The organism is Actinomycetospora sp. NBRC 106375 (genome assembly GCF_030269665.1).
Classification (GTDB): domain Bacteria; phylum Actinomycetota; class Actinomycetes; order Mycobacteriales; family Pseudonocardiaceae; genus Actinomycetospora.
In genome coordinates, this window is the sequence record NZ_BSTS01000016.1 from 1 (window position 1) to 22,068 (window position 22,068).

Below are 22,068 nucleotides of genomic sequence, written 5' to 3' on the forward strand. Positions count from 1 at the left end.
GACCCCGACCCGCTGCCTGACCAGCATCTTGACCTGGTCACTCTGGCGACGACGCCACCAAGCCCGAGCCCGCGCATGCCACTACCGCACCCGAGCCGGACGACTACAACTCAGGCTGTAGTACTAGGCTCGCCGCGACGATCACACGCGCGGGGGAGACGACCACATGGGCGACCGGCTGATCTTCCAGTTGGGCACCAACAACTGGCAGCGCGACGGCGAGTTCGCCCCGGGCTCGGGGATCCTCCACGAGGCCCACCACCGCGCGTACAACGAACTGCCCGGGGTGCGCGACTACTCGATGTACCCGTCGCGGGTGCAGCGGACCCGGGCGGGCGAGGACGACGTGCGGGTGTTCGCCCTCGAGCACGACATCCCGATCTGCGAGTCGATCTCGCCGGTCTCGAGCTACCGCTGGCACGCGATGGATCCCGACGAGGTCGCCGCCTACCGGGCGCGGCTGACCGCCGAGGTGACCGCGTTCATCGACGACGTCGAGGCCGCCAGCGGCGAGCAGTTCACGCTGGCCATCGCCCACCACGCGTTCATGAACGCCGTGGTGATGCGCGACGTCATCCGCGCGCGGGTCGCCGCCGGCCGCCCCCGGATCCCGCTGCTGGACTTCGCGCACGGCACCGAGCTGAAGATGTACGTCCAGGAGCAGCGCGGCGACAACCCGGCCGAGTTCCCGTGGCGGTTCCTGCCGTTCATCCAGCAAGAGAAGATCTTCGACTGGTCGGCGGGCCCCGAGCACGGCGTGGACGTCGTCGCGGCGATCTCCTCGGAGCAGATCGACGCGTTCTCGTCGGTGTTCCCGGAGTTCCCGCGCGAGCGCATCGTGCTGTCCCACAACGGCTACAACCAGCAGGCCTTCCACCCCGCGCCGGAGCTCTACGCCGACCGCGAGCGGGCGCTGGCGGGCTTCACGACGCAGCCGCCCGCCGGCTCCGACCGCTCGCCCGAACCGGTGGCGCCCGAGGGCGGGTTCGACGCCGTCGTCGCGTTCGTCGGGAAGTTCGCCGACTGGAAGCGCCTCGACGCGCTGCTGCGGGCCGCCGCGTCCTACGAGCGCGGGGAGCGGCGGGTGCTGACGCTGGTGGCGGGCTCGGGCCCGGTCGAGGAGCAGGTGCGGATGCACGACCTCGCCGCCGAGCTCGGTCTCGAGCGGACCTACTTCCTCGGGCCACGCCAGCAGGAGGAGCTCGCGACGATCTTCGCCTGCGCCGACGTGGGCGTCTTCCCGTCGTACCGGGAGCCGTTCGGGCTCGTGTTCCTCGAGTGCATGGCATGCGGGACGCCGGTGATCGGCGCCGACTCCGGCGGGCCGCGGGACTTCGTCACCGACGCGGTCGGGACGCTGGTGCCCGAGACCGACGACCGGCAGGCGCTCGCGGACTCCCTGACCGCCGCGGTGAACCGGTCGCTGGACGAGGGCTGGAAGCAGACCAAGGGCCCGGAGGCGGCCCGCTACGCACGCGAGGGCTTCAGCGTCGTCAAGCAGGTGTCGGACCTGCTCACCGAGGTGGACCGGCTCACCGCGGGCTAGATCTGGGTGTAGCGGTCGACCAGCGCCGAGGTCGCGACCATGGTGGTGAGCCGCGCGACGCCGGGGACCCGGGCCAGGGTGCGGCGCAGCAGGACGTCGAGGGCCGCGACGTCGGCCAGGTCGACGCGGATCAGGTAGTCGACGTCGCCGGTGACGTGGTGGCAGCTGACCAGGCCGTCGAGGTCGACGATGTGCCGCTCGAACCGGCCGACCGTGTTGGCGGTGTGGTCGACGAGCGTCACCGACAGGTGCACGACCAGCGCGCGGTCGACGGCCTCGGGGTCGAGCACCGCCCGGTAGCCGCGCACGACCTGCTCGGTCTCGAGGCGCCGCAGCCGACGCTGCGCCGATGACGGCGAGATCGACACGGCCTCCGCGAGGTCCGCGAGGCTCGACCGCCCGTGGTCGGCGAGGTGGTCGAGAATCCGGCGGTCGAGGCGGTCCAGCGACGGTTGGGCGGATCGTGCACGCTTCGGCGCGGTCATGACGACATCATGCGCTGCATCGGCGATCGACTCCGTAGATCGCCCGACATCGCCCGCGCCTCCGGGCGCAACGTGGAGGCATGACGAGGCGGATGGCTCTGGCGGCGATGGTGATCGCCGGCGCGGGCTGGGGTGCGGTGTTCATCGCGCCCGAGCTGGCGCCGCTCGCGCCTGCGCTGCTGCTGGCGATGGGTCGGTTCGTGGCCTTCGGGGCGGTGTCGCTGCCCCAGGTGCGACGGGTGCTGCGGGCGGACGTCCCGTGGGCCCGCGTCGTGGCGCACGCCCTCACGGGCTCGGTCGTCTACTACGGCCTCGTCGCCCTCGCCGTCCGCCTGGCCGGCCCGACCATCGCCGTCGCGACGATCGGCATCGTGCCCGTGGTCATGGCGCTGATCTCCGCCCGGCACCGGGGGCGCGCGGGCCTGGTGGCCCTCGCGCCGGCGCTCGTGCTGGTCGGTGTCGGGCAGGTGCTCGTGCACACCACCCCGACCCCGGGCCCGGGTGGGTGGTCCGCGCTGGTCGGCACGGCGCTCGCGCTCGTCGCGGTCGCCTCCTGGAGCTGGTACGGGCTCGACTCGCACCGTCTGCTGCACGACCGCCCCGACCTCGGCCCGGTGCTCGCGGGCGCCCAGGGGCTGGCCGCCGGCGTGCTGGCCCTGCCGATCGGCGCCTGGCTCGTCGCGACCCAGGGCGTGCCCGCCGAGCCGGTGCGCGCGCTGCTCGTCGTGCTCTTCCTCGGCCTCGTGTCGTCGTGGCTCGCGGTGCGCCTGTGGCACGCCGCGGCCGCGCGGCTCTCGCCGGTGCTCGTCAGCCAGCTGATGGCGCTGGAGACCGCGTGGGGCTTCGTGTTCGCCGCGGTGCACGCCGGCGCGATCCCCGGCCCGCTGGCCCTGCTCGGCGAGGTGGCCCTCGTCGCGGGCGTCGCGCTCGCCGTCGTGACCGACGGGCACCGGGAGCGGCGGGCGGAGCGGGCGCAGCGGGCGGACGGGGCTCGCGAGGACGATCAGCCTGGCGTCCACGCTGACACCGAACGTCAGGAATTCCCCCGCGGTCACGAGCCGGTACCCGGCTCGTCGGCGAGCACCGCCCGCGCCGCACGCAGTGCGGCGTCGCGGATGCGGGAGGTGCGCGCGTCCTCGGAGGTCGCGTGCGCGACCGCCTCGAGCAGCGCGCACACCTCGAACCCGGCGTAGTCGCCGGCGAGACCGGCGTAGCGGCCGAGCGCGACCCGCCGGCGCAGCACCGCCGCGGCGCGGTCGATGGTCTCGGCGTCGAGCCGCGCGCGGGCGCGGCGATGGTCGGCGTGGGTGGTCACGGCGGCTCCCCTCGGGCAGGACGGACGCTGCGCCGCGGGGGAAGCGCGACACCGACCAGTGTGCCCGCGACCCCCGACAACGGCGCCCGTTCGAGGTCGGCGGGCGGGGGAGGAGCGAGGGCGTCCCTGGCTGCGTGCGAGGCAGCGAGGGTGACCCTCGCTCCTCCCGAGTCCAGGCGACCGGCGCGGCTCCGAAGGGAGCGAGGGCGTCCCTGGCTGCGTGCGATGCAGCGAGGGTGACCCTCGCTCCCACCACCGAGGCAAGGAGGCGCGTCGCGGGGCTCAGGCCGCCGGCCAGCGCACCACCAGCCGCGTCCCGCCGTCCGGCGACGTCGTGGCCCGGGTCGTCCCGTCGCGGCCCGCCACCAGCCGGGCGACCAGGGCCAGGCCCAGGCCGCTGCCGTCCCCGGCCTCCGGCCGCAGGCGGGTGAAGCGGTCGAACACCCGGTCGCGGTCCTCCGGTGCGATGCCCGGCCCGTCGTCGTCGACGAGCAGCCGCACCCACCGGCCCGCCGGGACCACCGACACGTGCACCACCGTGGCGGCATGACGCCGGGCGTTGGCGAGCACGTTGTCCAGCACGATCGCGACCTCCGCGGGCGTCGCGGCGACCGCCACCGGCATCGGCGCCCACAGCGTGGTCGCTATCGCCGTGTCGTCGGGCAGGCGGGCGAGCGCCTCGCCGACCGCGTCGACGAGATCCACCGACCGGGCCGGCACCCGCTCGCCCGCGTCGGCGCGCGCCAGCGCGAGCAGGTCCGCGACCAGCGCCGACAGCCGTTCGGCCTCCCGGGCGACGGATCGCCAGGTCTCCTCGCCGCCCGCCCGGTCGGGGTGTGCGACGGCCACGTCGGCCTGGGCGCGCAGGGCGGCGATGGGGGAGCGCAGCTCGTGGGCCGACTCGCTGGTGAAGCGCTCGAGGCGGGCCACCGCGTCGTCACGTCGGGCGAGCAGGGCGTTGATCTCCACGGCGAGAGCGGCGAGCTCGTCGCGGGCGGGCGGGACCGGCAGGCGCTCGCCGGGCGGGAGCGAGGCGGCCGCGGCGCGCATCCGGTCCACCGGGCGCAGCGCCACCCGGGTCGCGACCCACGCGGCGGCGCCGACCCCCACGGCGCCGAGCAGGGCCGTGACCACGAGCCCGCGGGCCGCGTCGGCGAACAGGGCGGCGACGCCGTCCAGGTCCCGCGACGCGAGGACAAGGCGCGGGGACCCGTCGGGCGCCGGGACCGGCACGGCGACCCAGCGCCGGGGCCCGGGATCGCCGACGGCCACGACGGGCTCCCCGGCGGCGAGGCGCCGCACGGCGTCGGGCCCCACCGGTCCCGGCCCCCGCCCGTCGACCGGGGCGCCCGCGACGTCGACGACCCGCACGTCGCCCGGCACCGCGGTCCCGGCGGCCACCGCCCGGGCGGCCTCGGCGGCGCGGTCGGTGAGGGCGGCGTCCCCGCTCGAGACCAGCGCGGAGAACAGCAGCCCGCCCGCCACCCGCCCCAGCGCGAGCAGGGCGACGACCGCGACCACCCCGACGACGAGCGTGATCCGCGTCCGCAGGCTGCGCCGCGTCCACCAGCCGCGGACCGACGGGCTCACGCTCCGGCGCCCAGCCGGTAGCCGCGGCCCCGCTCGGTGCGCACGAGGTCGCCGGCCCCGACCGCCGCGAGCTTGCGACGCAGGTAGCCGACGTACACCTCGACGACGTTGCGGCTCGCCGACCCGCCCCCGCCCCAGACCGCGGTGAGCAGCTCGTCCTTCGTCAGCGCGGCGTCCGGGCGCAGCGCGAGCGCGTGGAGCACGTCGAACTCGCGCGCCGACAGCTCGACCTCACGGCCGTCCCAGCTCACCGAGCGCGTCGCGGGGTCCAGGCTCAGCGCGCCGCGCACGATCCGGGCGGTCGCCGGACCCGAGCGTCGCAGCAGCGCCCGCAGCTGGGCCACGAGCACGACGAAGGAGAACGGCTTGACCAGGTAGCCGTCCGCGCCGAGGTCGAGACCGTCGGCCTGGTCGACCTCGCCGTCCTTCGCCGAGAGCAGCAGCACGGGGGTGGTGACCGCTTCGGCGCGCAGCGCCTCGAGCACCCGGTAGCCCGACAGGCCCGGCAGCATGATGTCGAGGACGACGGCGTCGTAGGCGCCGGTCGCCGCCTCGCGCAGGCCCTCGTCGCCGTGGGCGACGGCGTGCACCTCCATGCCCTCGGCGCCCAGCCCGCGGGTCAGGGCGTCGCGCACCCCGGGCTCGTCGTCGACCACCAGCACCCGCGGCACGCCCTCGACGGTAGGGCGTTCCGCGGCGACGGACACTGAGACCGTCTCAGCGGGCCGCGTCCATGATGGAGCCATGGGACGCAGGAGCTGGGTCGGGGCAGGGCTGGGGGCGGCGCTCGTGGGGGCCGTCGGCGTGGGTCTGCTCGTCGCCCCCGCCGGTGCGGCGGCCGCACCCCCGCTGCCGCCGGTCAGTCCGGAGGACCTCGTCTCGTCGGTGATGACGGCGCGGCCGGGCGCGTTCGCCGGCGAGGTCGACGTCGACAACGCCCTCGGTCTGCCGGCCGTCCCCGGGGTCCCGCAGCTCGCGAACGGCACCTCGACGATCCGGGTGTGGTCCGGCGGCGAGGGACGCGGCCGGGTCGCGATCCCGTCGGGCGACAGCGAGCGCACGCTCGTCTCGGACGGGACGACGCGCTGGTCGTACGACTCCCGCGACCGCACGGCGACCCGCGCGCCCGCCGGCGGCGGCCGCGGCGGGCCGCCGGGCGACGCCGGGGCCCAGGACCCGACGGCCGCGGCGACGCAGGCCGTGGCCACGCTGCGCCAGTCGAGCACGGTCACGGTCGACGGCACGGCCGAGGTCGCGGGGCGGGCGGCCTACCAGCTCGTCCTGACGCCGCTGCCCACCGAGCGCACGCTGCTGCGGGAGGTCCGCGTCGCGGTCGACGCCGAGACGCGCCAGCCCCTGGAGCTCACCGTCCTCGCCCAGGGCTCCGGGGAGCCCGCGCTGCAGGTCGGCTTCTCGCAGATCACCTACGGCCCGCAGGACCCGGCGCTGTTCACCTTCACGCCGCCGCCGGGCACGACGGTGCGGGGAGCGCCCGGCCCTGACGGCCAGCACCGCGACGGGCAGCGGCCGGGCGGCGACGGGCAGCGGCCCACCCGCGTCGGCGACGGCTGGGACACGGTCCTGATCGGCCGGGCGCCCCAGCCCCAGCAGGGCCAGCAGCGTCCCGACGGCGCGCCGGACCTCTCGACGCTGGGCACGCCGGTCAGCGGGCCCTGGGGCGCCGGCCGCGTGATCACCACGGCGGTCGCCACGGTGATCGTCACCGACGACGGCCGGATCGCCGCGGGCGCCGTGCCGCAGCAGGTGCTCACCGAGGCCCTCGCCCGGTGACGGCGGCGACCTCGGCCCCGCAGCCGGTGACGGCGGCGCCGGGCGATGCGGTGGCGGCGCGGGTCCGCGGGCTGCGCAAGACCTTCGGCGCGACCGTCGCGATCGACGACGTCGATCTCGACGTCCCCGCCGGGGCGGTGCTCGGGATGCTCGGGCCGAACGGGTCGGGCAAGACCACGCTCATCCGGATGCTGCTCGGGCTGACCCGCCCGACCGCCGGGACGGTCGAGCTCCTCGGGCACACCGGATGGGACCTCGCGGCCGCCCTGCCCGACGTCGGGGCGCTCGTCGAGGGCCCCGGCTTCCACCCGTTCCTCACCGGGCGCGACAACCTGCTGCGCTGCGCGGCCGCCGAGCCCCGCCTGGTCGGCGACGCGCGCGGTCCCGTCGACGCGGCCCTCGAGCGGGTCGGGCTCGCGGACGCCGCGCGGCGGCGCTACCGCGGTTACTCGCTGGGCATGAAGCAGCGCCTCGGGCTCGCCGCCGCGCTGCTGGTCCCCCGGCGCCTGGTCGTGCTCGACGAGCCGACCAACGGGCTCGACCCGGCCGGCACCCGCGACGTCCGGCGGGTCGTCGCCGAGCTGCGGGACGCCGGGGCCACGGTGCTGCTCTCCTCGCACCTGCTCGCCGAGGTCGAGGCGGTCTGCAGCCACGTCGCGGTGCTGCAGACCGGCACGCTGCTCGTCGCCGGCGAGCTCGCCGCCCTGCTCGACGCCGACGCCGGCGGGCTGGTCGTCAGCACCCCCGACGTCGACGACGCGATCGCCGCACTGCGGGCCGCCGGGGCACCGGCGCACCGCGCGGAGGGCGGGGTCGCCGTCCCGCCCGGGCCGCTGGAGGCGCCGCAGATCGTGGCGGCCCTCGTCGGGGCCGGGGTCGCGGTGTGGGAGGTCCACCGCCGACGTGCCCACCTCGAGGAGCTGTTCGCCCGGCTGACCGAGGAGGACGCGTGACGACGGTCGAGCAGGCCCGCACCACGGCGCCGTTCGGCAGGCTGGCCGCCGCCGAGGTCCGCTGGGTCCTGCGCCGTCCCCGCACGCTGGTCCTGTTCGCGCTCCTGGCGCTGGTCCCCGTGGCGATCGGGGTGGGTATCGCGCTGACCGGCGGCCCGGGCGGGGGCGACCGGGACGGCCCGGGCCTGGTGGCGGCCGTGGCGGGCAACGGCCTGGTGCTCCCGATCGCGGCGCTCTCGCTCGCCCTCGCGCTGCTGCTGCCCCTCACCGTGGCCACCGCGGCCGCCGACGCGCTGGCCGGCGAGGCCGCGCACAGCACGCTGCGCGGGCTGCTGCTGGCACCCGTCGGGCGGACGCGGCTCGTCGCGATGAAGGGCGTCGGGGTGCTCACGGTCGCGGTCGTCGCCGTCCTCGCCGTCGCCGTCGTCGGCGTGGTGACGGGATGGATCGTGGTCGGCGGGCCGAGCGGCACGATGATCACCTTGTCCGGCACCACGCTCGGGCTCGGCGAGGCGCTCGGCCGGGTGGCGCTCGTGGCCGGGTGGACGATCGTCCAGCTCCTCGCGGTCGCGGCGGTCGCCCTCGCGGTCTCGGCGTTCACCGAGCACCCGCTCGTCGTGCTCGCCGCGGTCCTCGGCGGGCTGATCGTCTTCGGTGTCCTCGCCGCGATCCCGTCGCTGGAGTGGCTCCAGCCCCTCCTGCTGACCTCGGGCTGGGGCGCGGGCACCGACGCCCTGCGCGATCCGCTGCCTCTCGACGGGCTCGCCTCGAGCACGCTGCGCGCGCTGGTCTACCTCGTCCTCGGCGCCGCGGTCACCGTGTGGCGGATGCGACGGCGCGACGGATAGGGCCCGCCCGTCAGGCGAAGGCGTCGCGGTGGTCGTGCGCCCACTGCGCGAAGGTCCGCCCGGGCCGGCCCAGGATCGGGGTCACGTCGTGGACCGGCTGGGGCACCCCGTCCGCGGGCGCCCACAGGTGCAGCAGCGAGTCGGCGACCCACGCCGGGGCGTACCGGCTCATCCGCTCGCGGTACTCGTCCTCCGCGAGGCCCACGACCTCCACGTCGCGGCCGACCTCGGCTGCGATGGTGGCCACCTGGTCCCGGAACGACAGCGACGCCGGCCCCGAGAGGGTCGGCGCGGTGCCGCGCACGGCCCCGCCGGCCAGGGCCGCCACCGCGACGTCGGCGATGTCCGCCTCGTGGATCGGGGTGACGTGGCTGTCGGGGTAGGGCAGCTCGACGACGCCGGCGCGCACGCCCGCGGCCCAGTCGAGGGTGTTCGCCGCGAAGGCCCCGGGCCGCAGCAGCGTCGCGGTCAGGTCGGCGTCGACGAGGGGCTTCTCGGCCTCCCGGTGCATCTCGCCGATCCGGTCGGCGGGGTCGTGGTGGGTGCTCGACATCGACGACAGCAGCACCACGTGCTCGACACCGGCCGCGTCCGCGGCGTCGGCGAGACCGGACGTGTCGCCCTGCGCGTAGAGGAGCACCTGCTCGACGCCGTCGAGCGCGGGCACCAGCGTGGCGGGGTCGGTGAGGTCCACCGCGACGGGCTCCACTCCGGGCGGCAGGTCGAGCCGGCTCGCGTCGCGGCCCGCGCCGCGGATGTCCCCGGCGGGGACCCCGGTCGCGAGCAGGGCGTCGATGACGGCGCGGCCGACGCGGCCGCGGGCTCCGGTCACCAGGATCACGGGTACCTCCTTGACGAACGTCGTTCGTGACGAACACCGTACGCCACGAACACCGATCGTCAAGCTAGGGTGGTGGCCGTGCCCGCGAGCCCCCGCACCCGCCCCGCGAAGTCCGCGCTGAGCCGCGAGGCCGTCGTGGCGGCGGCGCTCGCGGTCGTCGACGAGGTCGGGGTCGACGCCGCGAGCATGCGGCGGGTCGCCGCGGCGCTGGACACGGGCCCGGCGTCGCTCTACGTCTACGTCGCCGACCGGCGCGAGCTCATGGAGGCCGCGCACGACCTCGCGCTGGCCGGGGTGGAGCTGCCGACCGCGGGCGACTGGCGCGACCGCCTCGAGCAGCTGGTCGCGCGGGTCGTCGCGGCGCTCGCGGAGCACGGCGATCTCGCCATGGCGGCCATCGCCGCCGTACCGCTGGGGCCGCACTTCCTGCGGATCACCGAGGAGATGCTGCGCCTCCTGCGCGAGGGCGGGATCGCCGATCCCGCGTGCGCCTGGGCGGTCGACCTGCTCGTGCAGTACGTCGCCTCCTCGGCGCTCGAGCAGGGCCCGTGGAACCGCGCGCAGCGCGAGATCGCCGACCCGGCGCGGGCCACCGTCGAGGCGATGGGTGCCGACTTCGCCGGCCGGATCGACGCCGTCTACGCGGGCCTCGACCCGGAGGCGTTCCCGGCGATCACCGCGCTCCGCCCGCTGCTGACCACGGGCGGCGGGGACGAGCGTGACGCGTGGAAGCTGCGCGTCGTCGTCGACGGCCTCCTCGCCCAGGGGTAGACGCGCGGGCCGTCCGAGCCACGCTCATCATGGGCGCCATGACGCTGCTGGCTGCGCTGCTCGACGGGGCCCTCGACGAGCCCGAGGCGATCCGGGTCGGCGACACCACGATGTCCGGTCCCGAGCTGCTCGGCGCCGCGGCGGTCGTGGCCGACCAGATCGCCGAGCGGCCCGACGAGGGCCCGGTCGCGGTGCTCGCCGAGCCGACGGCGCAGACGGTCGTGGCGATGGTCGGCGGCCTGCTCGCCGGCGCGCCCGTCGTCCCCGTCCCGCCGGACACCGGACCCGGCGAGCGCGGCCACGTCCTGGCGGACTCGGGTGCCTCGTTGTGGATCGGGGAGCGGCCGCCGGAGATCACGCTCCCGGTCCGCAAGGTCGACCTGACCCGCCGCAGCGGCGACGTCGCCCGCGAGGCCCCGCACGACGGCCCGGCCCTCGTGCTCTACACCTCGGGCACGACCGGACCGCCCAAGGGCGTGCTCCTGTCCCGGGCGGCGATGGCCGCGGGGCTCGACGGTCTCGCCGACGCGTGGGAGTGGACGCCCGGGGACACGCTCGCGCACGGCCTGCCGTTGTTCCACGTCCACGGGCTCGTGCTCGGGGTGTTCGGGGCGTTGCGGGTCGGGTCGCACCTCGTGCACGTCGGGCGCCCGAGGCCCGAGGCGTACGCCGCCGCCGTCCGCGACCACGGCGCCAGCCTGCTCTTCGGCGTCCCGACGGTGTGGTCGCGCGTCGCCGCCGACCCCGACGCCGCCGCCGTGCTGCGCTCGGCCCGGCTGCTCGTCTCCGGCAGCGCGCCCCTGCCGGTCCCGGTGTTCGAGAAGATGCGCGAGCTCACCGGGCAGGCGCCGATCGAGCGCTACGGCATGAGCGAAACGATGATCACCGTGTCGGTGCGGGCCGACGGCGAGCGCCGCCCGGGCTGGGTCGGCGTCCCCGTCGCGGGGTTCGAGACCCGCCTGGCGTCGACGGACGAGGAGACCGAGGGCGAGCTCCTCCCGCACGACGGCGAGACCATCGGCGAGCTGCAGGTGCGGGGGCCGGGCCTGTTCTCGGGCTACCTCGGGCGCCCGGAGGCGACTGCCGCGACGTGGACCGACGACGGCTGGTTCCGCACCGGCGACGCCGCGGTGATCGACGCCGGCGGCTACCACCGCATCGTCGGCCGGCGCAGCGTCGACCTCATCAAGACCGGCGGCTACCGGGTCGGGGCGGGCGAGATCGAGACCGCGCTGCTCGAGCACGGCGGCATCAGCGAGGCGGCGGTGGTCGGCGAGCCCGACGACGACCTGGGCCAGCGGATCGTCGCCCACGTGGTCGTCAGCGGCGCGGCCGTCGATCCCGACGAGATCATCGCCTTCGTCGCCGAACGCCTCTCGGTGCACAAGCGCCCCCGCGAGGTCCGCGTCGTCGACGCCCTGCCCCGCAACGCCATGGGCAAGGTGCAGAAGGCGCGCCTCTAGCCGCCGGTTTCGCAGCGAACGGGTATCTCGCTGCCTCTATGCGTCCGAACTCCCCGTTCGTGCCCTCTCGCCGTCGGTGACCGAGTACCGACGTACTCATGACCTTCCCTTTGCCTTCGCCGATCCTCGGGTGAGATCACCCGGCTCCGGCGTCGAAGGGACCCATCCGTGAGCGAGACGACCGCACCTGCGGAGGAGGGAACGGCCCCCGGCAGCGCGGAGACCGTCGAGCCGGCGCCGGGGTACTGGTGCGCCGACCACCTCCAGGCGTGCCCGCCGCTGTGCCCGACGCTGATCGGGTGGCGGGAGACGCACGGGCTCCCCGACGACTGGCAGCCCGGCGGGGACGACGGGACGGATCCGTGGCAGTGGCACCCCCGGGACAGCCCGCACTGCTGGGAACCGGTGCACAACCCGTGCGGCTACCACCCTGAGTACCAGCCCGACTGCTGGCACCCGGACGGCAACCCGGACGGCTACCACCCGGACTACAACCCGGACTGCTGGCACCCCGACTACAACCCCTACGGCTGGCATCCCGAGGTGCAGCCGTACTGCTACCACCCGACCGCACAGCCCTACGGCTGGCACCCGATCGCCCAGCCCTACGGGTGGCACCCCGTCTTCTCCCCGTGTGGTTACGACCCGCACGTCAACCCGGGCGGCTACCACCCCGTGGAGAACCCCGACGGCGACGCCGACCCCGACGGCCCGTACATGCCCGACGATGCGACCGGGACCGAGCCGCCCTCACCGGAGCCGGAACCCGAGCCGGAGCCGGAGCCGCGGTCGATCGAGGACATCGAGAGCGAGCTCGCCGAGCAGCTGGCGATCGCGGAGCGAGCACGGTCGTACGGGCTCGACTCGCTCGGCGAGGAGACCGAGACCCGGATCCGCGAGCTGGAAGCGGAGCGGCAGGAGGCGCAGGACCGCCAGGCGGCGACCCCGGAAGCGATCCGCGCGGACCTCGACCACCGTCTGGAGGGGCTGGAGCAGGACCGGCGGGTCGCGTCCGACCTCGGGGACGAGGACGCGGTCCGGGCGATCGACGACCGCATCCGCGAGCTGGAGGACCGGGCTCGGGAGCTGGGGCCCCCGGCCGACCCGGCGGACCCGGCCGATCCCGACCCGGCCGATCCCGACCCGGCGGATCCCGACCCGGCGGATCCCGACCCGGCGGAGCCGGAGGACCGGGCGGGCACGGAGGAGGAGACCCCGGAAGAGATCATCGAACGGCTCCACCGGGAAGGCAGCGGCGAGCCCGAGGCAGGAGCCGAGCCCGAAACCGAGCCCGAGCCCGAGCCCGACGCCGAGCCCGATGTCGACGACGCGGCGTCCCAGGTCGAGTTCGCCGGCACGCGCAGCACACCGTCCGAGGACGCGGAGGCCGATCGGAGCGCCGACGACGACACCGCGGGCGACACCGCCGAGGACACGGCTCGCGACACCGACGCTGCCGAGGAGGCCCAGCCCGCGGAGCGCGAGTCCTCCGCGAGCGAGGCCACCGCCAGCAGCGCGGACGACAGCGGCGGCGACTCCGGCGGTGGCTCCGACGGCGACGACTCCGGCGGGGACGACGGAGGCTCGCTCACCGGCTGACATCGACCGCGGCGGCCCCGCCCATGTGAGCCAACTTCGGTGCTGTAGCACCGAAGTTCGCTCACGTCGGACGGCGAGCGCGCAGGACCGCGTCGGACAGGAAGGCGGGGCGGCCGTCGGGCTGGACGCCGGTGCGGGCGCGGCGCTCGGCGACCTCGATGGTCCAGCCGTCCAGGGCGTCGCCGAGCTCGGCGACCAGCTGCTCGGCCGTCGCGAAGAACTCCGGCGGGTGGTGGTGGGCGAACTCCTCGGGCATGCCCTCCGGGTCGTGCCCGACGAGCAGCAGCCGCCCGCCGGGTGCCACGGCTCCGGCGAGCCCGGCGAAGATCGTCGGGCGCACCGCGGTCCACAGCTGCATGAAGTGCGCGGTGACGAGGTCGTAGGAGCCGGGGACGTCGTCGTGGAGGAGGTCGACCACGGTCGTCGTCACCCGGTCCGCGACGCCGTCGGCCGCGGCGCGGGCCTCCACCCGGGAGAGCCCGACCTCCGACACGTCGATCGCCGTGACGTGCCAGCCGCGGGTGGCGAGCCAGACCGCGTCGCCGCCTTCACCGCTGCCGACGTCGAGCGCGGTACCCGGCGTCAGCCCCGCGGCCTCCTGCACCAGCACGGCGTTGGGCTCGCCGCTCCAGAGCTTCTCGCTCGTGCGGTAGCGCTCGTCCCAGAACGCGGCGGTGAACTGGTCGTGGGTGCTCATGCGAGCGCTCCTTCCCGGTGGCGTGCGACGGCGCGGGCGATGTCGTCCTCGACGAGGTCGGCGTTGATGCGCGCCCCCGCGAGGGTGCCCTCGGCCGCGGCGGCGACGACCTGCGCCGACAGGTTGCCGACGTTGCCCGCCACCCACACCCCGGGCACGGCTGTCTGTCCGCTGATGTCGACGGTCGCGACGTATCGCCCGAGGGGGTTGTCGAGGACCTCGACACCGAGATCCTCCAGCACCGCGCTGCGGGCGACGAAGCGCGGTCCGACCACGAGGGTCTGGCGCGCCACGACCCGGCCGTCGACCAGGCGCGCGCCGACCAGGCGGCCGTCCGCGATCTCCAGCGCGGTCACCTCCTCCTCGATCACCGCGACGTCGAGCGCCGCGAGCTGCTCGGCCTCCGCGTCGGTCAGCGCCGGAGCGTGGTGGCGCAGGTAGACGAGGTCGTCGGTGAGCTGCGAGAAGAGCTTCACCTGGTGCAGGGCGTTCGGCCCGGTGCCGAGCACCGCGATCGCCCGGTCGCGGACCTCCCACCCGTGGCAGTACGGGCAGTGGATCACGTCGTGACCCCAGAGCTCGCGGACGCCGGGGACGTCGGGCAGCTCGTCGACCAGGCCGGTGGCGACGAGCAGGCGGCGCGCGCGCAGGGTCGTGCCGTCGTCGGTGTCGACGGCGAACAGGTCGCCCTCGCGACGGGCGGCGACGGCCGTGCCGGATCGGATGCGCCCGCCGTACGACTCGACCTCCGCGCGCCCCAGGCGCACGAGCTCGGCGGGCGGCAGGCCGTCACGGGTGAGGAACGCGTGCACGCCGTCGGCCGGCGCGTTGCGGGGCTCGCCGGCGTCGAGCACGAGCACGTCGCGGCGGGAACGGGCGAGGGTCAGCGCACCGGACAGGCCGGCCGCACCGCCCCCGAGGACGAGGACGTCGAGGGGTTCTGGTGACATGCCACGAGCCTGCTCCGGCCGCCACCACGCGGCGAGGATTCTTGCCAGAATGGCAAGCATGGACGACGTCCTCGAGGGCCTCGGGGTCCGGCTGGCCACCCGGCGGAAGCGAGCAGGCCTCGGGCTCGCCGAGCTGTCCGCGTCGACCGGCATCTCGATCAGCACGCTCTCCCGCCTCGAGACCGGCGGGCGGCGCGCCACCCTCGAGCTGCTGCTGCCCCTGGCCACGGTCTACGGCACCGGGCTCGACGAGCTCGTCGGCCTGCGCGAGAGCGCCCCGGCCCGCGACGAGCCGGTGTCGCGCACCGCGGACACCGTCATGTACCGGCTCTCGCGCAGCCCCGGCCAGCCCGCCGCGTACAAGTTCGTCTTCTCGCCCGCCCGCAGCCGGCCGCCGGACGACCTGCCGACCCACCTCGGCTGGGAGTGGGTCTACGTCCTCGCCGGCCGCCTCCGTGTGATCAACGGCGACGACGACCTCCTGCTGCGCCCCGGCGAGGCCACCGAGATCGACACCCGCCGCCCCCACTGGCTGGGCAGCACCGGCGACGGCCCGGTCGAGGTGCTCGCGCTCTTCGGGCGCCAGGGCGAGCGCGTGCACATGCGGGGAACGCGAACGGGGACTTCGCGCGCCTAGAAGCAGCGAGCGCCACGTTCGCTGCAACCCCGAGGGCGCCTTCTCGAACGATTCCGGTCGCTCGCGGTGGTGGTCTGTCGCACGGAGCGAAACCGGTCGGGGCTGACCGCTCTACGATCCCGCGCATGGCATCGGGCACCACGGATCTGGACGAGGCCCCCGACGAGCTGACCCTGGCGGCCGAGTTCGAGACCCCGACGCGCGAGCAGTGGCGCGAGCTGGTCGCGGGGGTCCTGGCGAAGTCGGGCCGCGAGGTGTCGCCGGACGAGGCCGAGGCGGCGCTGGCCACGGTCACCGACGACGGCATCGCGATCGGCGCGCTCTACGCCGCCGAGGACGCACCGCCGGCCGCGACCGGGGTGCCCGGCCTGTCGCCGTTCGTGCGCGGCGCGCGGCCGGAGGGCCAGGTCGCCGAGGGATGGCTGGTCCGCCAGCGCCACGCGTTCGCCGCCGACACGGACGCCGCCGACGCCCACGACGTCCTCATGGCCGAGCTCGAGGGCGGGGTCTCGTCGCTCTGGCTGGTGCTCGGCGACGCCGGCGGCCCGCCCGTGGCGGCCCTCGACGGCCTGCTCGAGGGCGTGTTCGTCGACCTCGCCCCGATCGCGCTCGAGGCCGGCCGCGACACCCCCGAGGCCGCCGCGGCGCTCCTGAAGATCGCGGAGCAGGCCGGGTCCGGCGCGATCCCCGGGTCGCTCGGCTACGACCCGGTCCTCGACCGCGCCCAGGGTGGGGCGGCGCTCGAGCAGGGGTACACCGACGCCCTGGTCGAGCACAGCCGGACCGCCGCGCAGCACCACCCGCAGCTGCGCACCGTCGTCGCCGACGGGCTGCCCTACCACCGCGCGGGCGGCAGCGACGCCCAGGAGCTGGGCGCGGCGCTCGCCGCCGGGGTCCACGCCGTGCGCCTGCTGACCGAGGCCGGCCTCGGCACCGACGAGGCCTTCGCGAGGATCGAGTTCCGCTTCGCCGCCACCGCCGACCAGTTCGCCACCCTCGCCAAGCTCCGGGCCGCACGCCGCTGCTGGGACCGCATCGGCGAGGTCAGCGGCGCCTCCGAGCAGGCGCGGGGGATGGTCCAGCACGCGGTCACGTCGCCGGCGATGATCACGAAGCGCGACCCCTGGGTGAACATGCTGCGCACGACGGTCGCCGCCGTCGGTGCCGGGCTGGGCGGGGCCGACGCGGTCACCGTCCTGCCGTTCGACAGCGAGCTCGGCCGCCCCGACGAGGCCGCCCGCCGGCTCGCGCGCAACACCCAGGCGCTGCTGCTCGAGGAGTCGCACCTCGCGCACGTGATCGACCCGGCCGGGGGCTCCTGGTACGTCGAGTCGCTCACCGACGCGCTGGCGCACGCCGGGTGGGACCAGTTCACGCGCATCGAGCGCGACGGCGGGATCGCCGCCGCCCTCGACGGGGGCAGCCTCGCCGCCCGGCTCGAGGAGACGTGGGAGCAGCGCTCGCGGCGCCTGGCACACCGCCGGGACCCGATCACCGGCGTCAGCGAGTTCCCGAACCTCGCCGAGGAGCTCCCCCGCCGCGACCCACGCCCGGACACCGACCACGAGGGCGGCCTGCCGCGCCGGCGCTATGCGGAGGTCTTCGAGACGCTGCGCGACCGCGCGGACGCGGTCGCGAGTCGACCGACCGTCTTCGTCGCCTCGATCGGCACGCTCGCCGAGTACACCGCGCGCGTCTCGTTCGCCGCGAACCTGTTCGGCGCCGGCGGCATCGCCACCACCGACGGCCCCGGCGGCACCGACCCGCAGGAGATCGCCGCGGCCTTCCGCGAGGCCGGGACGTCGGTCGCGGTGATCGCGTCGTCGGACAGGAACTACGACCAGCACGCCGCCGACGTCGCGGCCGCCCTGCGCGAGGCGGGGGCGAGCCGCATCCTGCTGGCGGGGACGAAGGACGTCGACGGCATCGACGGCACCCTCTACGCCGGGTGCGACGCCGCCGCCGTCCTGCAGGACACCCTCGACGCCCTGGAGGTCCGATGAGCATCCCGAACTTCGGCGACGTCGAGCTCGGCACGCCCGAGGGTCCGTCGGGCGACTGGGAGGCCGCGCTCGAGGCGGCGACCGGCAAGGGCGCCGAGGACCTCGTGTGGGAGACACCGGAGGGCATCGGCGTCAAGCCGCTCTACACCGACGCCGACCTCGAGGGCCTCGACTTCCTGCGGACCTACCCGGGCATCACGCCGTTCCTGCGCGGGCCCTACCCGACGATGTACGTGACGCAGCCATGGACGGTGCGCCAGTACGCCGGGTTCTCGACCGCCGCGGAGTCGAACGCCTTCTACCGCCGCAACCTCGCCGCCGGGCAGAAGGGACTCTCGGTCGCGTTCGACCTGCCCACCCACCGCGGCTACGACTCCGACAACCCCCGGGTCTCCGGCGACGTCGGCATGGCCGGGGTGTCGATCGACTCGATCCTCGACATGCGCCAGCTGTTCGACGGGATCCCGCTGGACCGCATGTCGGTGTCGATGACCATGAACGGGGCCGTGCTCCCGGTGATGGCGCTCTACGTGGCCGCCGCCGAGGAACAGGGGGTGTCGCCGGAGCAGCTGGCCGGGACCATCCAGAACGACATCCTCAAGGAGTTCATGGTCCGCAACACCTACATCTACCCGCCCAAGCCGTCGATGCAGATCATCTCGGACATCTTCAGCTACACCTCGGAGAAGATGCCGAAGTTCAACTCGATCTCCATCTCCGGCTACCACATCCAGGAGGCCGGCGCGTCCGCCGACCTGGAACTGGCCTACACGCTGGCCGACGGGGTGGAGTACCTGCGGGCCGGGAGCAACGCCGGGCTGGACGTGGACAGGTTCGCGCCGCGCCTGTCGTTCTTCTGGGGCATCGGCATGAACTACTTCATGGAGATCGCCAAGCTCCGCGCCGCGCGGCTGCTGTGGGCGAAGCTCGTGTCGTCGTTCGGCGCGACCAACCCCAAGTCGCTGTCCCTGCGCACGCACAGCCAGACGTCCGGCTGGTCGCTGACCGCCCAGGACGTCTACAACAACGTCGTCCGCACCTGCGTCGAGGCGATGGCCGCGACCCAGGGCCACACGCAGTCGCTGCACACCAACGCCCTGGACGAGGCCCTGGCGCTGCCGACCGACTTCTCCGCCCGCATCGCCCGCAACACCCAGCTGCTGCTGCAGCAGGAGTCGGGCACGACGCGCACCGTGGACCCGTGGGGCGGCTCGGCGTACGTCGAGCGGCTGACCCAGGAGCTGGCGCAGCGGGCGTGGGCCCACATTCAAGAGGTCGAGTCCACCGGCGGCATGGCCCAGGCGATCGACGAGGGCCTGCCCAAGATGCGCATCGAGGAGGCCGCCGCGCGCACGCAGGCGCGGATCGACTCCGGCCGCCAGCCGCTGATCGGCGTCAACAAGTACCCGCTGACCTCGGGCGAGGACGTCGACGTCCTCAAGGTCGACAACGCCGACGTGCTGCGCCAGCAGGTGGAGCGGCTGAAGGAGCTCCGCGCCGACCGGGACGACGACGCCGTCCGCTCGTCGCTGGAGGCCCTGACGAACGCCGCCCGCGCCGCGTCGGAGGGGACCCGAGGCAACGACCTCGACAGCAACCTCCTCAAGCTCGCCATCGACGCCGCGCGGGCCAAGGCGAGCGTCGGCGAGATCTCCGACGCGCTCGAGGAGGTCTACGGCCGGCACCGCTCGGACGTCCGGACGATCTCCGGTGTCTACCGTGACGAGGTGGGCGAGAACTCGGCGGTGGAGAACGCGCGCGCGGCGGCGCAGCGCTTCGAGGAGGCCGAGGGCCGCCGCCCGCGCATCCTCGTCGCGAAGATGGGCCAGGACGGGCACGACCGCGGCCAGAAGGTCATCGCCACCGCGTTCGCCGACCTCGGCTTCGACGTCGACGTGGGCCCGCTGTTCCAGACGCCCGGCGAGGTCGCGCGGCAGGCGGTCGAGTCGGACGTGCACGTCGTCGGCGTCTCGTCGCTCGCGGCCGGCCACCTCTCGCTGGTTCCGGCCTTGCGCGACGAGCTGAAGGAAGCGGGTGCCGAGGAGATCCTCATCGTCGCCGGCGGCGTCATCCCGCCCGGGGACCACGAGGAGCTGCTCGCCAACGGCGCCGCCGCGATCTTCGGGCCGGGCACGGTGATCGCCGACGCCGCGACCCAGCTGCTGGAGACCCTCGCGAAGCGCCTGGGGCACGCGAAGTCCTGACTTGACCAGGTCTGACCAGATAGACTGCCGTCGTGGCCGACCAGGTGAACGTCTACGAGGCGAAGACGCAGCTCTCGAAGCTGCTCGAACGCGTCGAGGCGGGCGAGGAGATCGTCATCGCCCGCAACGGGCGGCCGGTCGCGCGGTTGGTGCCGTCGCAGCGGAGCGGTCAGCAGGAGCCGCGACGGCTCGGCGGACTCGAAGGAAAGATCTTCTACTCTGGCGACATCAATGACGGCGACGACGAGATCGAGGCGCTGTTCTATGCCGAGCCCATCGAGCCGCCCGGCCTCTCTGAATGAGATTGCTCCTCGACACCCACGTGGTTCTGTGGTCGGTGGAGGCGCCGCAACGACTCGGTCCAGCCGTGCGTGCTGATCTCTCCGATCGCTCTCACGAGGTCCTGGTCTCGGTCGTCTCGCTGTGGGAGCTCGCCACGAAGCGCGCGATCGGGAAGCTGCAGGTCGATGTCTCCGAGATGGTGGAGGAACTGCGTTCACAGGACATCGACCTCCTTCCTGTCCGCCCGGAGCACGCCCGGACTGTCGCCGACCTCCCCCTCCACCACCGCGACCCGTTCGACCGGATGCTCGTGGCGCAGGCTCGCCACGAGGGCCTCACGCTGGTCACGGCCGACCGGCGACTCGAGGCCTACTCCGTGGCGGTCCTGCGTGCGGACGCGTGAGGAGGGAGATTCCGTGAGCGACATCGACCTGGAGCCCTACGTCGAGGGCGTCCGGTCCGGGTCGCGGCTCTGGATCGGCCGGGCGATCACGCTCGTCGAGTCGACGCGCCCCGACCACCGCGACGCCGCACAGGAGCTGCTCGTCGAGCTGCTGCCGCACGCGGGTGGCGCGCGGCGGATCGGCATCTCCGGGGTGCCCGGAGTGGGGAAGTCGACGTTCATCGGCGCCCTGGGCTCGACGCTGACGGCGTCGGGGTCGAAGGTCGCGGTGCTCGCCGTCGATCCGTCGTCCACCCGCAGCGGCGGCTCGATCCTCGGCGACAAGACCCGCATGGACGAGCTGGCGACCGACGACGACGCCTTCATCCGACCCTCCCCGACGGCCGGGACGCTGGGCGGGGTCGCCAAGGCGACGCGCGAGACCATGGTCGTGATGGAGGCGGCGGGCTACGACGTCGTCATCGTCGAGACGGTCGGCGTCGGCCAGTCGGAGACCACCGTCGCGCAGATGGTCGACTCGTTCCTCTTCCTGACGCTCGCGCGCACCGGCGACTCCCTGCAGGGCATCAAGCGCGGCATCCTCGAGATCGCCGACGTCATCGCCGTGAACAAGGCGGACGGCCCGCACGCCCGCGAGGCGAAGCGGGCGGCGCGCGAGCTCGGGCAGGCGCTGGCGATGCTCCGCGGGGAGCGGGAGACGTGGAAGGTCCCGGTGCTGACGTGCAGCGCCGCGGAGCGGACGGGTCTCGACGACGTGTGGTCGGCGCTCGTGCGGCACCAGGAGCACCTCGAGGCCGAGGGCGGCCTGGCCGGGAAGCGCGCCCGCCAGCAGGTCGACTGGACCTGGCAGATGGTGCGCGACCGCCTGCTCGGCCGGCTGCAGGACCACCCGGCGGTCAAGGGGATGCGCGGCGAGCTGGAGCACGAGGTCGAGGCGGGGGAGCTGACCCCGGCGCTGGCGGCCGACCGGATTCTCGGAGCGTTCCTCGACGGTGTTTGATGAGTATTGGCTTATATAAGCCGGTCTCGTAGGTTCTCGGGCATGGACGTCCAGTACGAGGTCACCGCCACCCGCCGTGTCGTCGGCACCCGCACGCTCGCGGCCGGGGAGGCGGCCGTCGTCACCCTGAGCCGCGCGTTCCCCACCGACGTCGACGACCTGTGGTCCGCGTGCACCGAGGCCGACCGCATCGCCCGCTGGTTCCTCCCGGTCAGCGGCGAGCTGCGCCTGGGCGGGCGCTACCAGCTCGAGGGCAACGCGGGTGGCGAGGTTACCGCCTGCGACCCGCCGCGCGGCTTCGACGCCACCTGGGAGTTCGGCGGCGGGGTGAGCTGGATCGAGGTGCGGCTGACGCCCGAGGGCGCCGACGGCGCGCGCTTCACTCTCGCCCACATCGCGCACGTCGACGACGACCACTGGCGCACCTACGGCCCGGGCGCCGCGGGGATCGGCTGGGACCTCGGGCTGCTCGGGCTGGGGCGCCACCTCGGGTCGGGCGCCGGCGTCACGCCGGAGGACGCCGAGGCGTGGTCGGCGTCCGACGAGGGACGGGACTTCATCACGCGGTCGGGGCGGGCGTGGGCCGCGGCGAGCGCCGCGTCGGGCCTGGACGCCGCCGACGCCGAGGCCCGGGCGGACCGGACGATCGCGTTCTACACCGGCGCGGAGGTCTGAGACGGTCGCGGGACG

21 protein-coding genes are annotated in these 22,068 nt (G+C 75.0%); 15 read left to right on the top strand and 6 right to left on the bottom strand.

From position 1 onward, the window contains the following. The first annotated feature begins 166 nt into the window (after positions 1-166). Positions 167-1,546 carry a glycosyltransferase gene (locus tag QSK03_RS23725; protein WP_285657383.1) on the top strand — a complete coding sequence of 460 codons (1,380 nt, stop codon included), beginning with the start codon at positions 167-169 and terminating at the stop codon, positions 1,544-1,546. Here the strand turns inward: QSK03_RS23725 and QSK03_RS23730 are convergent. Next, positions 1,543-2,031 carry an Lrp/AsnC family transcriptional regulator gene (locus tag QSK03_RS23730; RefSeq protein WP_285657384.1) on the bottom strand — a complete coding sequence of 163 codons (489 nt, stop codon included), beginning with the start codon at positions 2,029-2,031 and terminating at the stop codon, positions 1,543-1,545. The two genes, QSK03_RS23725 and QSK03_RS23730, sit on opposite strands and share 4 nt — an antisense overlap. Before the next feature lie 80 nt (positions 2,032-2,111). Between QSK03_RS23730 and QSK03_RS23735 the strand changes: the two genes are divergently transcribed. After that, a complete protein-coding gene (locus QSK03_RS23735) occupies positions 2,112-3,224 on the top strand; it encodes a DMT family transporter (RefSeq protein ID WP_285657385.1) in 1,113 nt (370 codons plus the stop codon). Between the two features lie 404 nt (positions 3,225-3,628). Here the strand turns inward: QSK03_RS23735 and QSK03_RS23740 are convergent, their stop codons facing one another. Further along, positions 3,629-4,936, bottom strand: a complete 1,308-nt coding sequence (locus QSK03_RS23740) for a sensor histidine kinase (RefSeq protein ID WP_285657386.1) — start codon at positions 4,934-4,936, stop codon at positions 3,629-3,631. Next, positions 4,933-5,598: a response regulator transcription factor gene (locus QSK03_RS23745; protein WP_285657580.1), complete on the bottom strand. Its 666-nt coding sequence runs from the start codon at positions 5,596-5,598 to the stop codon at positions 4,933-4,935. Before QSK03_RS23745 ends, QSK03_RS23740 begins: the two co-directional genes overlap by 4 nt. An 82-nt stretch (positions 5,599-5,680) precedes the next feature. On the opposite strand from QSK03_RS23745, the gene QSK03_RS23750 reads away from it, so the two are divergent. Genes QSK03_RS23750 through QSK03_RS23760 form a run of 3 tightly spaced genes read left to right on the top strand, consistent with a single transcriptional unit; the run spans position 5,681 to position 8,528 of the window. After that, a complete protein-coding gene (locus tag QSK03_RS23750) occupies positions 5,681-6,727 on the top strand; it encodes a LolA family protein (protein WP_285657387.1) in 1,047 nt (348 codons plus the stop codon). Next, positions 6,724-7,680: an ABC transporter ATP-binding protein gene (locus tag QSK03_RS23755; protein ID WP_285657388.1), complete on the top strand. Its 957-nt coding sequence runs from the start codon at positions 6,724-6,726 to the stop codon at positions 7,678-7,680. The genes QSK03_RS23750 and QSK03_RS23755 overlap by 4 nt, the downstream gene beginning before the upstream one ends. Then, positions 7,677-8,528: an ABC transporter permease subunit gene (locus tag QSK03_RS23760; protein ID WP_285657389.1), complete on the top strand. Its 852-nt coding sequence runs from the start codon at positions 7,677-7,679 to the stop codon at positions 8,526-8,528. The genes QSK03_RS23755 and QSK03_RS23760 overlap by 4 nt, the downstream gene beginning before the upstream one ends. A 10-nt stretch (positions 8,529-8,538) precedes the next feature. Here the strand turns inward: QSK03_RS23760 and QSK03_RS23765 are convergent, their stop codons facing one another. Further along, a complete protein-coding gene (locus QSK03_RS23765) occupies positions 8,539-9,369 on the bottom strand; it encodes an NAD(P)H-binding protein (protein WP_285657390.1) in 831 nt (276 codons plus the stop codon). Between the two features lie 78 nt (positions 9,370-9,447). On the opposite strand from QSK03_RS23765, the gene QSK03_RS23770 reads away from it, so the two are divergent. The 3 genes from QSK03_RS23770 to QSK03_RS23780 all read left to right on the top strand — a co-directional run bounded on the left by QSK03_RS23770 (position 9,448) and on the right by QSK03_RS23780 (position 13,202). Continuing rightward, a complete protein-coding gene (locus QSK03_RS23770; protein WP_285657391.1) occupies positions 9,448-10,140 on the top strand; it encodes a TetR/AcrR family transcriptional regulator C-terminal domain-containing protein in 693 nt (230 codons plus the stop codon). A 38-nt stretch (positions 10,141-10,178) separates the two neighbouring features. Then, positions 10,179-11,603 carry an acyl-CoA synthetase gene (locus tag QSK03_RS23775; RefSeq protein WP_285657392.1) on the top strand — a complete coding sequence of 475 codons (1,425 nt, stop codon included), beginning with the start codon at positions 10,179-10,181 and terminating at the stop codon, positions 11,601-11,603. A gap of 168 nt (positions 11,604-11,771) precedes the next feature. Continuing rightward, positions 11,772-13,202 carry a hypothetical protein gene (locus tag QSK03_RS23780; RefSeq protein ID WP_285657393.1) on the top strand — a complete coding sequence of 477 codons (1,431 nt, stop codon included), beginning with the start codon at positions 11,772-11,774 and terminating at the stop codon, positions 13,200-13,202. 61 nt (positions 13,203-13,263) lie between these two features. Here QSK03_RS23780 and QSK03_RS23785 read toward each other — a convergent pair whose 3' ends face one another. Next, complete coding sequence (locus QSK03_RS23785) at positions 13,264-13,899, bottom strand: SAM-dependent methyltransferase (protein WP_285657394.1); 636 nt, start codon at positions 13,897-13,899, stop codon at positions 13,264-13,266. Then, positions 13,896-14,849, bottom strand: a complete 954-nt coding sequence (locus QSK03_RS23790; protein ID WP_285657395.1) for an NAD(P)/FAD-dependent oxidoreductase — start codon at positions 14,847-14,849, stop codon at positions 13,896-13,898. The genes QSK03_RS23785 and QSK03_RS23790 overlap by 4 nt, the downstream gene beginning before the upstream one ends. Before the next feature lie 58 nt (positions 14,850-14,907). Here QSK03_RS23790 and QSK03_RS23795 point away from each other — a divergent pair, with 58 nt between their 5' ends. The 7 genes from QSK03_RS23795 (at position 14,908) to QSK03_RS23825 (ending at position 22,053) form a co-directional block, all read left to right on the top strand. Next, entirely contained in the window at positions 14,908-15,486 is a 579-nt protein-coding gene (locus QSK03_RS23795; protein ID WP_352232032.1) for a helix-turn-helix transcriptional regulator, read from the top strand. A 125-nt stretch (positions 15,487-15,611) separates the two neighbouring features. After that, positions 15,612-17,489: a methylmalonyl-CoA mutase family protein gene (locus QSK03_RS23800; RefSeq protein ID WP_285657397.1), complete on the top strand. Its 1,878-nt coding sequence runs from the start codon at positions 15,612-15,614 to the stop codon at positions 17,487-17,489. Beyond that, the gene (gene scpA, locus QSK03_RS23805) at positions 17,486-19,693 is read left to right on the top strand and encodes a methylmalonyl-CoA mutase (RefSeq protein ID WP_285657398.1); all 2,208 of its coding nucleotides are present in this window, start codon (positions 17,486-17,488) and stop codon (positions 19,691-19,693) included. The genes QSK03_RS23800 and scpA overlap by 4 nt, the downstream gene beginning before the upstream one ends. A 32-nt stretch (positions 19,694-19,725) precedes the next feature. Continuing rightward, complete coding sequence (locus tag QSK03_RS23810) at positions 19,726-19,995, top strand: type II toxin-antitoxin system Phd/YefM family antitoxin (RefSeq protein WP_285657399.1); 270 nt, start codon at positions 19,726-19,728, stop codon at positions 19,993-19,995. Then, a complete protein-coding gene (locus QSK03_RS23815) occupies positions 19,992-20,378 on the top strand; it encodes a type II toxin-antitoxin system VapC family toxin (protein WP_285657400.1) in 387 nt (128 codons plus the stop codon). Before QSK03_RS23810 ends, QSK03_RS23815 begins: the two co-directional genes overlap by 4 nt. Before the next feature lie 13 nt (positions 20,379-20,391). Next, entirely contained in the window at positions 20,392-21,378 is a 987-nt protein-coding gene (meaB, locus tag QSK03_RS23820; RefSeq protein WP_502872211.1) for a methylmalonyl Co-A mutase-associated GTPase MeaB, read from the top strand. Between the two features lie 42 nt (positions 21,379-21,420). Then, positions 21,421-22,053 carry an SRPBCC family protein gene (locus tag QSK03_RS23825; protein ID WP_285657401.1) on the top strand — a complete coding sequence of 211 codons (633 nt, stop codon included), beginning with the start codon at positions 21,421-21,423 and terminating at the stop codon, positions 22,051-22,053. Positions 22,054-22,068 lie beyond the last annotated feature (15 nt).

Bases quoted from the DNA above. Each gene is read 5' to 3' on its own strand.
- QSK03_RS23725 (WP_285657383.1), top strand. From the start codon at position 167: ATGGGCGACCGGCTGATCTTCCAGTTGGGCACCAACAACTGGCAGCGC.
- QSK03_RS23730 (WP_285657384.1), bottom strand. From the start codon at position 2,031: ATGACCGCGCCGAAGCGTGCACGATCCGCCCAACCGTCGCTGGACCGC.
- QSK03_RS23735 (WP_285657385.1), top strand. From the start codon at position 2,112: ATGACGAGGCGGATGGCTCTGGCGGCGATGGTGATCGCCGGCGCGGGC.
- QSK03_RS23750 (WP_285657387.1), top strand. From the start codon at position 5,681: ATGGGACGCAGGAGCTGGGTCGGGGCAGGGCTGGGGGCGGCGCTCGTG.
- QSK03_RS23775 (WP_285657392.1), top strand. From the start codon at position 10,179: ATGACGCTGCTGGCTGCGCTGCTCGACGGGGCCCTCGACGAGCCCGAG.
- QSK03_RS23785 (WP_285657394.1), bottom strand. From the start codon at position 13,899: ATGAGCACCCACGACCAGTTCACCGCCGCGTTCTGGGACGAGCGCTAC.
- QSK03_RS23790 (WP_285657395.1), bottom strand. From the start codon at position 14,849: ATGTCACCAGAACCCCTCGACGTCCTCGTCCTCGGGGGCGGTGCGGCC.
- QSK03_RS23795 (WP_352232032.1), top strand. From the start codon at position 14,908: ATGGACGACGTCCTCGAGGGCCTCGGGGTCCGGCTGGCCACCCGGCGG.
- QSK03_RS23800 (WP_285657397.1), top strand. From the start codon at position 15,612: ATGGCATCGGGCACCACGGATCTGGACGAGGCCCCCGACGAGCTGACC.
- scpA (WP_285657398.1), top strand. From the start codon at position 17,486: ATGAGCATCCCGAACTTCGGCGACGTCGAGCTCGGCACGCCCGAGGGT.
- QSK03_RS23815 (WP_285657400.1), top strand. From the start codon at position 19,992: ATGAGATTGCTCCTCGACACCCACGTGGTTCTGTGGTCGGTGGAGGCG.
- QSK03_RS23825 (WP_285657401.1), top strand. From the start codon at position 21,421: ATGGACGTCCAGTACGAGGTCACCGCCACCCGCCGTGTCGTCGGCACC.